We start from the raw sequence: 12,953 nt of genomic DNA, 5'->3' as shown, positions 1-12,953 counted from the left end.
GCGCAGGTCCAACCAGATCGGATGCACTCGCTCCTGAGTAGAGACCGCCATAGCCAGGCTGGACCCGGTAGAGTCGAGCTTGCTGACTGCTCCACCAGCCGGGCCCACGCGAGCGCAGGCCCAGCCAGATCGGATGCCCCGATCAGGTCGCGGGCCGTACCCGTTCCTGGATGAATACCGTCAGGGCGAGGCAGGCCATGGCGAGGCCCTCCATCACCCGGTCGCCCACGTACTGGTCCGGATCGCCGTTCTGGCGAGCGCGCTCGGCCGCCAGCAGGATTTCCTGGATGACGCGCTGGCCCGCCAATGCGCAATCCGCATCGGCAAGGGCGATCCTGCGCCAGGGCAGGGGATGGCGCTCCGGCCAGGGCTGGCCATCGGACGCACCACCGGCGCCGATGCTGTGGAGGAGGGCGACAAGGCTGTTGGGATCCTGCGCCGGCTCTGAAGCGGGAGCTTCCGGAGTGGGCTTGGGGGCAGGGGAGTAGGACTTGGTCATGACGTAGCTCCTTGCGTGCAGACAGAAGCCGCCACCGATAAAGGTGGCGGACGATGCGTGGCTCGAAATCCGGTGTGCAATCATCCCGGCAGGCACAAGGCCTCCACGCACCGCCCGCCATAGCCGGCCGACGGATTGCCAGCCGGCATCACGCAGAGTGATGCCGGCTGACAAGCGCTTTTCACAATTGCACAACCGGGGATTTCGAGGCCCCGACCACCCGTTTTCGGTGGCCCGGCTAGGATTACGCCCGGTTGTGCGCTGTGGCTAGGGCTTGGGGTCAAATCCGCCAATCCCCCTGACGCTTTCAGCATTGTCGCATGGCAGTGGAGGGCGGCAAGACGCAGGCCACACAAAGGCTGGCGGCCGCCAGCCCGCAACGCCTCAGTTGCCACAATCACTTGCGAACCGTTCCGCTGAGTGCGCCAAATACGACACACTTCCGTTGGCGGCCGTCAGCAATCGGAGAAGGACCCTTGAGCAACAAAAGCACTGCAATCGTCGGGTTCATTGCCAACCTGGCTCCCCTTTACTGGGGCGAACGGCATGGCGAGTTCTGGTGCGCTCGCAGCCTGCACGATGGCACGCTCTTCCTGCCTTTCAGTGCGGATGAAGACACGGAAGACGAGGGCTGGATTCGTGTCTATTGGCAAGGTGATCGCCAGCGACAGACAGACGTACTGGGAACGAACATTACGACGCTTGCGTTGGAGCGCTATGTGCGTCTGCACGGCGCAGGTTCCGATGAGGGGGCCATCGCCGCGGAACTGTATTTCATGGCCCAGCACTTCACTTTCAAGACGGGCTGCCATGCCTACCTTCCGCAGTTGAGAAAGCCTGCTCACCCTGCGATTCGGGCAGCGAAGCGCATGGGCGAGGGCGTCCTAGTCAATCTGCTGAGCAAGGTGGCAGGCGCCTGACCCGAAGCCGCAAAGCATGGACCCTTGACGTACTGACTTTATCTGGACGACGATCCACTCGCCCAAGGGATGCCCATGATCAGTCGAGTTCGCCGTGCACCACGCAAGGCAGCGACCCTGCCGAAGAGAGCACGCCATTACCCCATTGAATGGGGTTCCATCCTGGGCATGGCATGGTCCAGATCGGGCAGGTGGGGGGCGGCAGTGTTCGCCGTCCTGTACCTGGCCTGCCTGCTGGGCGACGTAACGGGCAGTGGGGACTACATCTATCTGATCGTGATGGTGACGCTGCCGTTCTCTCTACTGACATTAGCAGCCGCCGACGCCCTGCAGGTTCCTTTGGGGCTTTCGCTTGAGGCGCTCAATTGGGTGGCCTGGGCGTTTCTGGGCGTGACCGGGATTGCTGAGTTCTATGTGATTGGGCACGGGCTGGGGACTGCGTGGCGCTCGCCCTGATAGGGTTGGCCGGGGGAGAGGGAGAAACTCTCACGGGGCACTTGGAAGCAGTATGCAACTAGGCTTATCTTATAGCGCTCGACAAAAGGTGATTCTTCATTGATGCATGCCAGGGGGCAAGGTGCATAAACACGATCCGGGCCGTCAAATCAGCTTCATTCAACAAGCCTTGTCGCAGAACCGCAAGCCGATAGGGTTCTTCCTGGGCGCGGGGTGTCCGCTATCGATCCGCGTCAACGAACGGGAGGAGGACGGAAAGACTATAACCGACCCTCTGATCTGGGACGTGGCGGGGTTAACGAGGGTGATAGCCAATGAGCTATCCAGCAAGGACGTCGAGAACCCAGCGTCCTGGGACAAGATCGTAAAGATCGTCACCGATGATGGTGGGGATGGCGGAAACATTGAGCTTCTGCTCAGCCGCATCCGCGTGTTTGCCAGCGTCGCCGGTGCAGGCGATGTGCGCGGACTGACTGCAGCCGAGCTCATCGCACTTGACGCGAAAGTCTGCGAAGTGATCTCCAAAGAAGTCCAGCGCGAACTTCCGGGAAAGGACAGCCCCTATCATAACCTTGCGATCTGGAGTCGTTCGATTCGTCGCGAGCGGCCGGTCCATATTTTCACGACCAACTATGACCTGTTGATGGAGCAGGCGCTCGAGGAGAGCTCGGCACCCTATTTTGATGGCTTCATCGGTGCGCGAAAAGCCTTTTTCGACCTCGGAGCGGTCGAGGATGAGGGGTTGCTGCCGCCGCGCTGGACACGGCTCTGGAAGATCCACGGCTCGCTCAACTGGCGCCTCGAAGGCAACACTGATGTCGTGCGCAGCGACGAAAAGACCGGCAAACAGAGTTATCTGATTTACCCATCGCACCTCAAGTATGACCAGAGCCGCAAGATGCCGTATCTCGCGATGTTGGATCGACTTAAGGCTTTCTTGCTCGCGCCGTCGTCGCTTCTGTTCATCTGCGGCTACTCGTTCGCCGACGAGCACATTAACGATGTTATTTGCCGTAGCCTCGAAGCTAATCCGACCGCGCATGTGTTCGCGTGCGTATTTGGTGAGCTTGGGTGGGATAATTACAGGCTTGCGCGCCAATGCGCACTGGCGACTCCCAATCTAACCCTTCTTGGATTCGACAAGGCGATCATTGGCCGCACATTAGGTGAGTGGTCGGGCGAATGGACGGACGACCTGGCATTGCCGCCTAGCATCCTCGTGAAGGACGGCGACAAGGTGACCCTGCGGCTCGGGGACTTTGCCGCGCTAGGCATGCTATTGCGTGGCCTTTCCGGTGATGGGGTGAGCAATGATCCGGACTGACATTGCCGACCGGGCGACCGTCATCGGGACGGTTCAGGACGTAAGTGGCACGTCGGTCAGCGTCACGTTGACTTCGGACCGATTCTCGGGCCTGAGCTTCGTTCAGGGCCAAGGACACAAGATTGGCCAGATCGGTAGTTTCGTTAAAATTCCGGTCGGTTACGTCGATCTATACGGCATTGTCTCGCAGGTGGGGGCGAGCGCGGTCCCGGAGAAGGCGGCGCTTTCGATGCCGAATGGCCTACGGTGGATGACGGTTCAACTAATAGGTGAGGGCTACCGGACTGGTCGGTTCCAGCGCGGCATCTCGCAGTATCCAACCTTTGAGGACGAGGTGCATCTCGTATCTGAAGCCGATCTCCAGGCAATCTACGGCCGGTCGGACAAGCAGAACCACCTCGTCCGCTTTGGCCATGTCGCAGGCAGCGAGTCGATTGATGCGCTGGTCGACGTCAACAAATTGGTGACCCGCCACAGCGCTGTGGTCGGCACAACTGGCTCAGGCAAATCGACGACAGTCGCGGGGCTCTTGAACGTATTGACTGACGAAAGCCGCTTCCCGTCGGCAAGGATCATCGTGCTCGACCTCCACGGCGAATATGGAAAGGCGCTCGGTGATCGAGCAAACATCTTCAAGATCAACCCCGACGCTCGCTATGCTAACGAACACCGCCTGTGCATTCCCTTCTGGGCGCTGAGTTTTGATGAGCTGTTACGGGTGACGTTTGGGAGCCTCCCGCCCGATGGCAAGGCCCGCAACATCATCCTTGAGGAGATCCTCACAGCAAAGATCGCGAGCCTCATAGTCCAGCCCATCGCCGGCGTGGACCCTGCCAACATCACCGCAGACAGCCCGGTCCCCTTTTCACTTAACAAACTCTGGCACGCACTCTATTGCCGGGAATTCGGAACCTATCTCAGTGCTGGTGGCGCAAACCCAACGGATCAAGCCAACTGGGCGTATGAGCTTGACGCCTCCGGCGCGAAGCTGGTGGGTGATGCCCAGGCCGGCATTCCGCCGCGTTTTCGGAAGACCAAGAATGTCGCGAACGACCCGGAGAAGATCAACTGGCTTCCGGATGTCCTCAACATTCGGGGGCCACTCGAGGCGCTCGGCGCTAGACTCCGCGTGGCCCGTTACGACTTCCTACTGAGGGCGGGTGAGTGGCACCCGGACCCTGAAGGCAAGACAGCCAAGACTCTCGCCGATCTGGCCTGCCAATGGCTCGGTAGCGACAAGCCGATCACGATTCTCGACCTGTCGGGCATCCCGTCGATCGTGACGAACGACATCATCGGCAATATCCTTCGCGTCCTCTACGATGGCTTATTCTGGGCCCGAAACCTGTCGGAAGGCGGGCGCGAGCGGCCATTGCTCGTCGTAATGGAGGAAGCGCACAGCTATCTTGGTGACGATGGAAGCGGCGCGGCTTCGATCGCTACACAGCGCATTGTCAAGGAAGGTCGAAAGTATGGGATTGGCGCAATGATCGTCAGCCAACGCCCGGCTGAGATCAACCCAACGATCCTGTCACAGTGCGGGACATTTTTTGCGATGCGGCTAAGCAACTCCACCGATCGCTCACACGTAACCAGCGCGCTCTCGGACAACTTAGAGGGGCTGACAAGCATGCTGCCAGTGCTGCGGACCGGCGAGGCGATCATTCTAGGCGAAGCAGTGCGATTGCCGATGCGTACGATGATCCAGGCACCGCCCCGGGATCGCCGTCCTGACAGCCAGGATCCTTTGATATGCGATGAAGTCGCACCAGAGGAATCGATGACGCCGGGCGGCTGGAATTTGAAGAATCATGCCCCCGCGGACTACCGGTACTTTGTTGAGACTTGGCTCCAGCAAAACCCTGTCCATACTCCACCCAAGAAGGAATGACACTCATGGCTCTGCACGAATTCGCTCCCTTTACCTCGTCAAACATCGCCGCAATCCGCTATGAAGAGGATCAACAGCTACTGGAGGTCGAGTTCCTTAACGGCAGCCGCTATCACTACTATGACGTGCCGCCGCACATCGCTCATGCCTTCGATCAAGCGGGGTCGAAGGGTGAGTTCCTCGCAGCGTCCATCAAGGGTCACTATCGTTACAGCCGGGTCTAATATGTCAATCGTCAGCCTCGACCAGAAGAATACTCGCATTCAATTTGGTGCATTCGAGGTCGACAACAGAATTCTGTTCGAGTTCTTCAACAAGCTCGCCGCTGTGGATCGCGACGAGCAACTCCACAAGGCCCTCTATATCGGCGTTCTGGCCCTCATGGAGGACCGGCTCTCGAGCTTCCTCTCGCGGACCGCGAACGAGCTCGGTACCGAGCTCGAAAGTCTGAAGCTGATCTTCGACATGAAGAAGGAACTCTTCATTGTCTGCCATCTAGCCGGCGACAGCGGAAAGCGGATCGTGATCGAGTGCAAGTTCGACAAGAGTATTCGCTTGGGGGACATTCAGAGTAAGGATGTGTTCACCAAAAAGGTGGATACCGCCTGGAGCCAGCTGCTTGAGGCACAGGCGAATCGCGACGCTCAGGTTGGAATCATTGTGTTCGACACATCTCTCATCGACAACAGCATCCTAACCGCCGTCCAAGATCTGAAGTTCCTCCCCAACATCGGCCTAATCGCGATTATAGATTCCCAGAAAGGCGACTATCGCAATCTTGCTATCGCTTACACGCTGGCGCGCGACATCGCGCTTAATGCACAGACGCTCGACCTCGACACCGACGTCCTCAGAATTATCGTGAACCGGCTAATCAAGGACGCGCGGGATATGGCACTGGTAAAGCACCTCGTCACCGCCAACATCGACAATATGAAGCAGATCCTCGCGCAGATTGAGAAGGGCATTCTTCTTGCTGAATTCAATCAGCGCTATCTCATCAAGTTCCTTGCCGAGGGAACTCTTACCAAGGAAGACATGCTCGCTTTCTATGCTGGTGAAGATGTCAAGGAACGCTTCCGGCTCGTCGAACGCGAGATTGGCGACCTTTGCACTTAAGACTTCTATGTTCCGCTCGATAGATCGGCTTGCTTTGAGAACGGTTGACGATTGGCTACGGAACCTGTGAGTAGGGCAGGCTTGCCATGCCTTTCAAACGGCGCCGAATTACAAGGCAAGAGCCAAGCCAGAGGCCCAGCCATTGCCACGCGGATGCCACGAACGTCGCAACTGCCCGGTACTGTATTTCGCATAATGTATATTATGTTCTCGCGAAATTCGCCCCAGCCAGGATCTACAACCTCCTGATCCCCTCCACATAGATGATGCTCTCCGAGCATCCGAACCCCTCCACCTTCCGGTCCTTGAAGCCGACCCAACTAAAATTGTTCCGCCGCTCAACGTATTAGCGTTACTTTTCTGTAGTTGAGGCCTACTTCAGAAAAGTAACGCTTTTAGTTGGTGCCTACTGCACTCACCCTGGGTGCGTCCAGCGACCGCTAGCGAGCTCCTACGCACGCTCCATCCAAGTAAAAGTGTTACTTCACCGTTTTGCAGCCGATCGAAGGCCTGGAACCGACGCGAAATCGGGGCGTTACGGAGGGAGCCCAAAAAAGTAACAACTGTAGTTGGAGAACTCCAGCGAAGGAACATCTTTAGTTGGAGATCCCCAGTAAAGTAACAACAATAGTTGGAGATGATCTAGCGTGAGCTACGCGGCACCAGCCCCAGACCTCGCGACTCAATTCTTTCCTGGATCACCTTTCGGACGCACAGCTCCGGCCAACGACTCGTCTCACGCACTGTCACAGCTTGAGTTGCCGTCACCACAGAACTTGACACCCCTGCCCCACAATTGGCCGTTCCGATAAGATATATTTATCGGAAGGTGAGTAGCCATTTCCACATACAATTCAGTGACATATGAACGATTCGGCTCCTCTTTTGTTGGGCGAAAATCCGTCAGGCCTGACGGCGACTGAGCTGTCGCAATCCTCATCCAACGCGATTCGTGAGGTTTTTGCAGAAGCCGCGTCGGCAAACACAATGCGAAGTTACGCGACAGCGCTTCGCTACTGGGCTGCCTGGCACGAAGGCCGCTACGGCGTTCCAATCTCGATGCCTGTCCAAGTTGCGGCTGTTCTGCAGTTCGTCGTCGACCACCTTGTTCGCCTTTCTGGCGAGTCTCTTGCGTGGGAGCTTCCCCCAAGGCTCGACAAGCTTCTCGTTGAGGCAAAACTAAAGCAGCGACTGGGCCCGTTGAAGCTCTCAACGATCGTCCATCGAGTGGCTGTTCTCTCGAGTGCGCATCAGCTGCTAAAGCTCGCGAACCCTTGCGAAAGCTCCGACGTTCGACAATTGCTGGCAAAGGCGCGCAGGGCTGCACACAAGCGCGGCGAACGGCCAAGCAAGAAGACTGCGATAACGGCCACGGAGTTGACGGCCATGGTTGACACTTGTGGAGACGACTTAGTCGGGATGCGTGACCGTGCCCTGCTCTACTTTGCCTTTGCTAGCGGAGGACGGCGTCGCAGCGAAACCGCTGGGGCCACTGTCGAGAACCTGACACCTATCCCGGGTGGCTACTTGTATCGCCTTGACATAGGAAAGACCATTCAAGACGGCCCTAGGGTCGGAGGCGCTCCCGACAAGCCGTTGTTAGGCGCGCCGGCGGACGCGATTCGTTCTTGGATCGATGCAGCACAGGTCCGAGAAGGATCGCTGTTTCGACAGCTCATCAACGGGCGAGTTGGAAGTGGTCTATCGCCTAAGTCAGTAGCGACGATCATCCAGAGCCGCGCAAAGGCTGCGGGGCTGGTAGGTGATTTCGGGGGGCACAGTTTGAGATCTGGCTTCGTTACGGAGGGTGCCAGGCAGGGTATTGCATTGCCGGCAATCATGGCGATGACAGATCATCGGTCGGTCGTTAGCGTAATTGGCTACTACCAGGCAGGTTCAGCTGAGACCAACCCTGCTGCAAGAATGCTAGAGAACTCGAGGAGCATCGGTGAGGCGGACGAGGTTGCCTGAAGATGGTGTGGATAGCGCGCCTACTTTCAGTCCCCCTGGTGTGCTATCGATGTTGGCACGGCTTCTCCAAGTCAACCATGTTCTAGCAACGCGAGGGCCATGGACTCCTTCCACCATTTTACCAGCGCCCTCCCCTGCAATTTTGGTCGACTCCACCCTACACCGTCACCACAGGATTAGCGTCGAAGCGACTGTTTTGGTGGCGAATGACTGCCCCGCTGGATATCGGACAACACGAGAATGCGCATCCGGTTCTGATGTTGGTCCCACCTAGCTCAATGCTGGTGGGCACCTTGTAGAGACGGCTTCCGCGGGAGAAGCAATGATGTTGCTCGTGTGTCATGGGGCACTCGGCCGCTGCTCTGGATATCTAAAGTTCAGATAGACAGCGTATGGTCGGATTGATATCCTGACAGCTGGTGTCGCGATTTGAGGGCTTTGTGGCCTATGTCGTCAACCAACCGACCCTCATCTCGCATTGGCCAGAACTGGACAACTTCGTTCGTTCAGTTGGCCCGTTTCTCGCGTGCGCGTGGTGTGCTCTTGAGCGCTCACGAACCGAGAGTTCGCCAGTAGCTGCTGAGGGGTTAGCGTCGCACGCACTGGATACGCTTGCTGCCCTGCGCGTCCTCAACCGTGTTCCGTTGGAGCGATCTCTGGATGCAGCAAGGTCGCTGTACGAGCCTTTGGCGTGGTCCTACCGGTCACCGTGGTCTCGCCGAGACGTAAATCTAGAGGCGGCGTTGACCGGTGCTCTGAGCCGCTGGGCGGCCGATTGTTCTCCGGGTGTCAGGCGGAGCTTGGGCGTGACGCTCGCCGCTACCGAGTCGCGCGCGTACTTGGCAAATCTGCTGCGCAAGCATCGCCTAGAACCAAGTCTTGGCGACGGGCTTCCGTCAACTGAATCACCTGAGTGGCACGCACTCAGCTTGGGACGTAAGCGCTACGCGCTGTGGGCGAGCATGCGTAACGCTGCGTCTGAGTTCATTCAAAGCGGGTTGGATGAGGGGGCGGCACGCCTGGCGCTTGACCGCGAGATTGGCCGGAGATGCATCTGGTTGGCTAACCGAGAACAAGCTGGGATCCTGGGTGCCAAGGATTTTTGCTTCTTGCCTAGCCAGGCGTGGCGTCAGCCGTTGATCCTGGATGTGGCGATGGAGACTTTCCTGCCATTAGGCATCAGGTACTGGCTCGAACCCAGTAGTAATTGGAAGCTGTAGTGCTTTAAGGGGCTTTGGGGTGAACGAGCGCCGGCGCCCTTCTGGCCGACGGAACGCTTATCCCTGGTTGCTCTTTGTCCATGACGAGACGTAGATCAACCTGATGACTAACTTGGAAGAGCTTCGTGGGCCGGCCTTTCGCGCCTTCGTGGGGCTTGCGAGAGCATGGAAACTTACAGACAGCGAGCAGTTGTCACTGTTGGGTTGCCCCAGCGGCGCCGACTTCTCTGACTGGAAGGAAGGCGATCTGGCGACGCTGGGAGTCGATGCGATCACGCGCATCTCGCTACTCTTGGGAATCTATAGTGCACTCCACGCCGTTTTCATCGATCCCGATCAAGCGGATTTCTGGCTTAGACGGACTCACGTTAGCGGCGAACTTGCCGGCAGCAGAGCGCTGGATCTTATGGTGCGCAATGGCCTCCCCGGGATGCGTCAGCTGCATGGCCAGCTACGCTCTCTGGTCATCTGACCGGGTCGTGCATTTGCTTGCCAGCCCAACACGGAATGAGGCGTGTCAAGTGCCCCTCTCCAAAGGATGATGCGGCCAGTTCTGCCGGAGATTCTTCAGCATCTCCGGCTGCCTAGAATCACTTGCCCAGTCGCTTCTGGAGTGTTGCCATGGCGTCGTCCAGTCCAGTGTCATCTTCCTGGTATGGAGAGCCAAAGAGCTCTATCTGTACCCAGTACTGCTCCTGTCCTGGATGGACGTAGGGTGCGTAATCGTCCAGTAGCCACGCCGAGCCGATGTGTGCCGAAACCCTGCCTAGATCCTTCGTGGGCCCCGTCCATGCCGTGTAAGGCAGGCTGGCAAACCAGCTCGGGACGGCTCCTTCGCAAGCCAGGAGGGCGGCAATCTGACGAAATCTCGGTTCTGGGACTGTTGTGAAGATGACTAGCTCTTCAAAGAGCGACTTCGCCGACTCAAGGAACTGGTAGAGGCCCGGGCGCGGGATCTGGCTCACCGCGTTGGAAATTAGCGTTCCCTCTAAGTCCATGGCGAGGATGGTCGGGCGCATTGGTTGATGGTCCTGTTGGGTTGAGGCGAAGCTAGGCATCGCTGCCAAGCCCAGCCGAGCGTGTCTGATCCTTCGGCTGGGCGCCGGCATCAGATATCTTCGAATTCGCCGGCTTGCTTTAGCTGGCTCTCTAGGAAATCAATGCGCTTCTGATGGTTGGCGCTCAGGTAGGCCTTGTCCCCGTAATCCAGCGCTGTCTCTGGAATCATCTGGAGTTCCACACGAGTAGACGCAGCTTGCCTGATTGCCAGCGTGGTCCAGGTCTGATCGCCCTTGACGAATCCAACAGTGAAGCGAGCCGTAACATGGTGGTCGGGCTTGAGGCCTTCGATGGTGCGGAAATCACTGCGCACCTTCGATTTAGCTACAGGCTGTGCATCGCCATTGATGTACAGCGCCGCATCCCAGCTCGCCTCGCTCAATGGCAATGTCGAGCGGTTGATGATTCGGGCGGTGATGACCGGCTTGGGACCAAAGAAGCTGTCTTCCATCCGAAACTCCGGATCAACCGCAGTGACCTTCTGGAGCTCCGCGACAGTAGGAAGCTGATCAGTAGCCTCTTGTCGTAGCGCTCCTATCTCCTTGGGATTGGCTTCCCTGATCTGCTTGACCTGCCCTCTCACCACCTGCCTTACAGAAGCGTTTGGGTAGGTCTGATTCAGTTTTTCAAGGTTCATTCCAGCAACTGCCCAGTTGAAGGCCGCTCGTTCGTGGGCATTGAGTTCCGCGTCGATAGCGTCGATGGACTCTCGGTACTGCTGCTGGGTTCCATTCGTAATCATCTTCTTGTCTGTCGGACCACCGCAGGCAGCTAGTAGGGCTGAGGCTGTCAGGATCAGGGTTGCTCTGGTTCTGGCCGCCGTGATGAAGCGGTATGGATGTTCGCTCATGCGTTCCCCCTGTCAATGAAGAAGACAGGATATCGGGTTTTTAGATATCGGAGAACTGGATATAGCTTTCTAGGCCGCTCAACCAAGGCGCGGTCGTGTCGAAGTCCATCCATCGAAAAGAGTACGCTGCCCTGATTGAGGCTGTTCGCGAAGCGCGGCTAGCTGCCGGTCTTACCCAGGCCCAAGTGTCCAGCATGCTGGGCCGCAGCCAGTCATTCATCAGTGACGTTGAAACAGGCAAGCGAAGGGTTGATGTGGTGGAGCTCAGAGATATCGCCCGCCTGACAGGCCTTTCGCTGGGCAAGCTGATCACAAACTTTGAGAAACGAATCAAAGACTAAAGCCGCTTGGGGCGTACCGTTGGGTCAGCGCTTCTTGCAGGCCGAACGCGACCAAGCGCACACGCCAGGGACAGACGGTCAACCGGATGGAAGGGGCAGGCCCTGCCGGGAATCCGTGACGTAGATCGGCGTCGGCGTAACGGGTCGAAACTTTAGGCTGTTTCGTGGAACTTTGAGGTGTGAGCCCACGTGTAGATCCGGGCGAAGCGGCGTCTTTACAGTTCTTGATGTGAAGACATTTCTCAGGCCCACTCCACAGCAGTTCCGCAGGTCGCTAAAGCGAGCCCCTCAATGCCTCCGATGGGCTTGTCGCGGGGCCTATGGCTTTTCGGCGCGACTGTCTGACGTCGAGGGTGGCATTCTACAGAAGCTTCGAGACCTGAAAGCTATCGCTTGGCGACGGCAGCGCATGATGCGCAGCTGGGCCGCGAAGCATCCCCGTTCTCTGCTGCTAGCTTTCCCGCTTTGGGGTGATCCCCGCTCATCTACTGAGATGCCGGAAAAGAAGCTTTGGCAGCGGATAATTGGTGTTTTCGCGCTGGTCAGTGCAGCGGCTGCTCCTTGGGCGACAGCATGCCTTGAGCTCCAAGGTTGGCTCCTTGACATGGGTGAGGCCAAAGCCGTCGCCGAGAGCGGGCAAGTGGCATTTGATCAGCTCCAAACTGCCCTGGAGTTCTCTCCCCCGATTTATATGGCACTTGTTGGAGCTTTGATCCTCTTCACTGCAACCATTGCCATGCTGATGCATCGACTGGAAATCATGGTCACGCACTTGGATATAAGGGCTCGACCTAAAGTTGTTTTCCGGTTCCACGTGGTGCAGATCAGCTCGATCGCCCTGTATATTGGCCTTGCCGCGGCGTGCTTCGCGTGGTTCCTCAGCCATCGCTCCGCCGTTGAGCCTTTTCTCCAAAGGGCATTGGCGTGGCCGCTAATCCTGCTTCCGGCTTGTTTATGGCTGCTTCTGCGCCCTGCTCTGCGACGAAATCGCAACTCGCTGCAGAAGAGGATGTTTGGCAACGCGAAGCGCGCCTTGGTCGCATCAGCGCTGTCAACTACCTTGTGCGTGGGAGTGCTGCTCGCACTACAAACCACCCTGAAGTAGGCATGCCAGGTTCTTTCATTGCGAGGCCTTAGAGCAAGCTTGACTCACCTAGATCGAAAGGGATCGAAGCTAACCACTTTTCTCTCGCGTTAGGCGGCTGCCAATCGTTCCCCAGCTGAAAGCTGGCGAACGATTGTTGATTGGGGCCACGCCGCTTGGGCGCGAATGCAATAGGAGTGCTGCCTCGGGCGGGTCGAA

At 57.9% G+C, this 12,953-nt stretch carries 14 protein-coding genes; 11 read left to right on the top strand and 3 right to left on the bottom strand.

What is annotated here, in order from left to right:
* Positions 1–142: 142 nt before the first annotated feature.
* Positions 143–499 carry a hypothetical protein gene (locus tag IAE41_RS00770; protein ID WP_108746681.1) on the bottom strand — a complete coding sequence of 119 codons (357 nt, stop codon included), beginning with the start codon at positions 497–499 and terminating at the stop codon, positions 143–145.
* 476 nt (positions 500–975) lie between these two features.
* On the opposite strand from IAE41_RS00770, the gene IAE41_RS00765 reads away from it, so the two are divergent.
* The 9 genes from IAE41_RS00765 to IAE41_RS00725 all read left to right on the top strand — a co-directional run bounded on the left by IAE41_RS00765 (position 976) and on the right by IAE41_RS00725 (position 9,872).
* Positions 976–1,419, top strand: a complete 444-nt coding sequence (locus IAE41_RS00765; protein WP_200731625.1) for a hypothetical protein — start codon at positions 976–978, stop codon at positions 1,417–1,419.
* A gap of 204 nt (positions 1,420–1,623) precedes the next feature.
* Positions 1,624–1,875, top strand: coding sequence for a hypothetical protein (locus IAE41_RS00760; RefSeq protein WP_200731624.1), 252 nt, complete (start codon positions 1,624–1,626; stop codon positions 1,873–1,875).
* 121 nt (positions 1,876–1,996) lie between these two features.
* Positions 1,997–3,199: an SIR2 family protein gene (locus IAE41_RS22605; protein WP_200731623.1), complete on the top strand. Its 1,203-nt coding sequence runs from the start codon at positions 1,997–1,999 to the stop codon at positions 3,197–3,199.
* Positions 3,186–5,090 (top strand): DUF87 domain-containing protein, encoded by a 1,905-nt coding sequence (locus IAE41_RS00750; protein ID WP_200731622.1) that lies wholly within the window; start codon positions 3,186–3,188, stop codon positions 5,088–5,090. The genes IAE41_RS22605 and IAE41_RS00750 overlap by 14 nt, the downstream gene beginning before the upstream one ends.
* 5 nt (positions 5,091–5,095) lie before the next feature.
* Positions 5,096–5,314, top strand: coding sequence for a KTSC domain-containing protein (locus IAE41_RS00745; protein ID WP_200731621.1), 219 nt, complete (start codon positions 5,096–5,098; stop codon positions 5,312–5,314).
* Position 5,315: 1 nt separating this feature from the next.
* On the top strand, positions 5,316–6,209 hold the full coding sequence (locus tag IAE41_RS00740) for a hypothetical protein (protein WP_200731620.1): 894 nt from the start codon (positions 5,316–5,318) through the stop codon (positions 6,207–6,209).
* An 864-nt stretch (positions 6,210–7,073) separates the two neighbouring features.
* Positions 7,074–8,180: a site-specific integrase gene (locus IAE41_RS00735; RefSeq protein WP_200731619.1), complete on the top strand. Its 1,107-nt coding sequence runs from the start codon at positions 7,074–7,076 to the stop codon at positions 8,178–8,180.
* An 806-nt stretch (positions 8,181–8,986) separates the two neighbouring features.
* Positions 8,987–9,400: a hypothetical protein gene (locus tag IAE41_RS00730; RefSeq protein WP_200731618.1), complete on the top strand. Its 414-nt coding sequence runs from the start codon at positions 8,987–8,989 to the stop codon at positions 9,398–9,400.
* A 103-nt stretch (positions 9,401–9,503) separates the two neighbouring features.
* Positions 9,504–9,872 carry a hypothetical protein gene (locus IAE41_RS00725; RefSeq protein ID WP_200731617.1) on the top strand — a complete coding sequence of 123 codons (369 nt, stop codon included), beginning with the start codon at positions 9,504–9,506 and terminating at the stop codon, positions 9,870–9,872.
* 118 nt (positions 9,873–9,990) lie between these two features.
* Here IAE41_RS00725 and IAE41_RS00720 read toward each other — a convergent pair whose 3' ends face one another.
* Positions 9,991–10,419 (bottom strand): NIF family HAD-type phosphatase, encoded by a 429-nt coding sequence (locus IAE41_RS00720; RefSeq protein ID WP_200731616.1) that lies wholly within the window; start codon positions 10,417–10,419, stop codon positions 9,991–9,993.
* 89 nt (positions 10,420–10,508) lie between these two features.
* The gene (locus tag IAE41_RS00715) at positions 10,509–11,309 is read right to left on the bottom strand and encodes a hypothetical protein (protein ID WP_200731615.1); all 801 of its coding nucleotides are present in this window, start codon (positions 11,307–11,309) and stop codon (positions 10,509–10,511) included.
* A gap of 95 nt (positions 11,310–11,404) precedes the next feature.
* Between IAE41_RS00715 and IAE41_RS00710 the strand changes: the two genes are divergently transcribed.
* A complete protein-coding gene (locus IAE41_RS00710; RefSeq protein WP_043033505.1) occupies positions 11,405–11,650 on the top strand; it encodes a helix-turn-helix transcriptional regulator in 246 nt (81 codons plus the stop codon).
* Positions 11,651–12,062: 412 nt separating this feature from the next.
* Positions 12,063–12,755 (top strand): hypothetical protein, encoded by a 693-nt coding sequence (locus IAE41_RS00705; protein ID WP_200731614.1) that lies wholly within the window; start codon positions 12,063–12,065, stop codon positions 12,753–12,755.
* The last annotated feature ends 198 nt before the right edge of the window (positions 12,756–12,953 follow it).

The organism is Stenotrophomonas sp. S39 (assembly GCF_016624665.1).
Taxonomy (GTDB): Bacteria; Pseudomonadota; Gammaproteobacteria; order Xanthomonadales; family Xanthomonadaceae; genus Stenotrophomonas.
Note: the sequence above shows the minus strand (reverse complement) of the source record. Positions and strands in the feature narration are given on the sequence as shown.

What these genes read in the sequence shown, in the direction of transcription:
- IAE41_RS00770 (WP_108746681.1), bottom strand. Translation starts at nt 499, where the DNA reads ATGACCAAGTCCTACTCCCCTGCCCCCAAGCCCACTCCGGAAGCTCCC.
- IAE41_RS00750 (WP_200731622.1), top strand. Translation starts at nt 3,186, where the DNA reads ATGATCCGGACTGACATTGCCGACCGGGCGACCGTCATCGGGACGGTT.
- IAE41_RS00745 (WP_200731621.1), top strand. Translation starts at nt 5,096, where the DNA reads ATGGCTCTGCACGAATTCGCTCCCTTTACCTCGTCAAACATCGCCGCA.
- IAE41_RS00740 (WP_200731620.1), top strand. Translation starts at nt 5,316, where the DNA reads ATGTCAATCGTCAGCCTCGACCAGAAGAATACTCGCATTCAATTTGGT.
- IAE41_RS00735 (WP_200731619.1), top strand. Translation starts at nt 7,074, where the DNA reads ATGAACGATTCGGCTCCTCTTTTGTTGGGCGAAAATCCGTCAGGCCTG.
- IAE41_RS00725 (WP_200731617.1), top strand. Translation starts at nt 9,504, where the DNA reads ATGACTAACTTGGAAGAGCTTCGTGGGCCGGCCTTTCGCGCCTTCGTG.
- IAE41_RS00720 (WP_200731616.1), bottom strand. Translation starts at nt 10,419, where the DNA reads ATGCGCCCGACCATCCTCGCCATGGACTTAGAGGGAACGCTAATTTCC.
- IAE41_RS00715 (WP_200731615.1), bottom strand. Translation starts at nt 11,309, where the DNA reads ATGAGCGAACATCCATACCGCTTCATCACGGCGGCCAGAACCAGAGCA.
- IAE41_RS00705 (WP_200731614.1), top strand. Translation starts at nt 12,063, where the DNA reads ATGCGCAGCTGGGCCGCGAAGCATCCCCGTTCTCTGCTGCTAGCTTTC.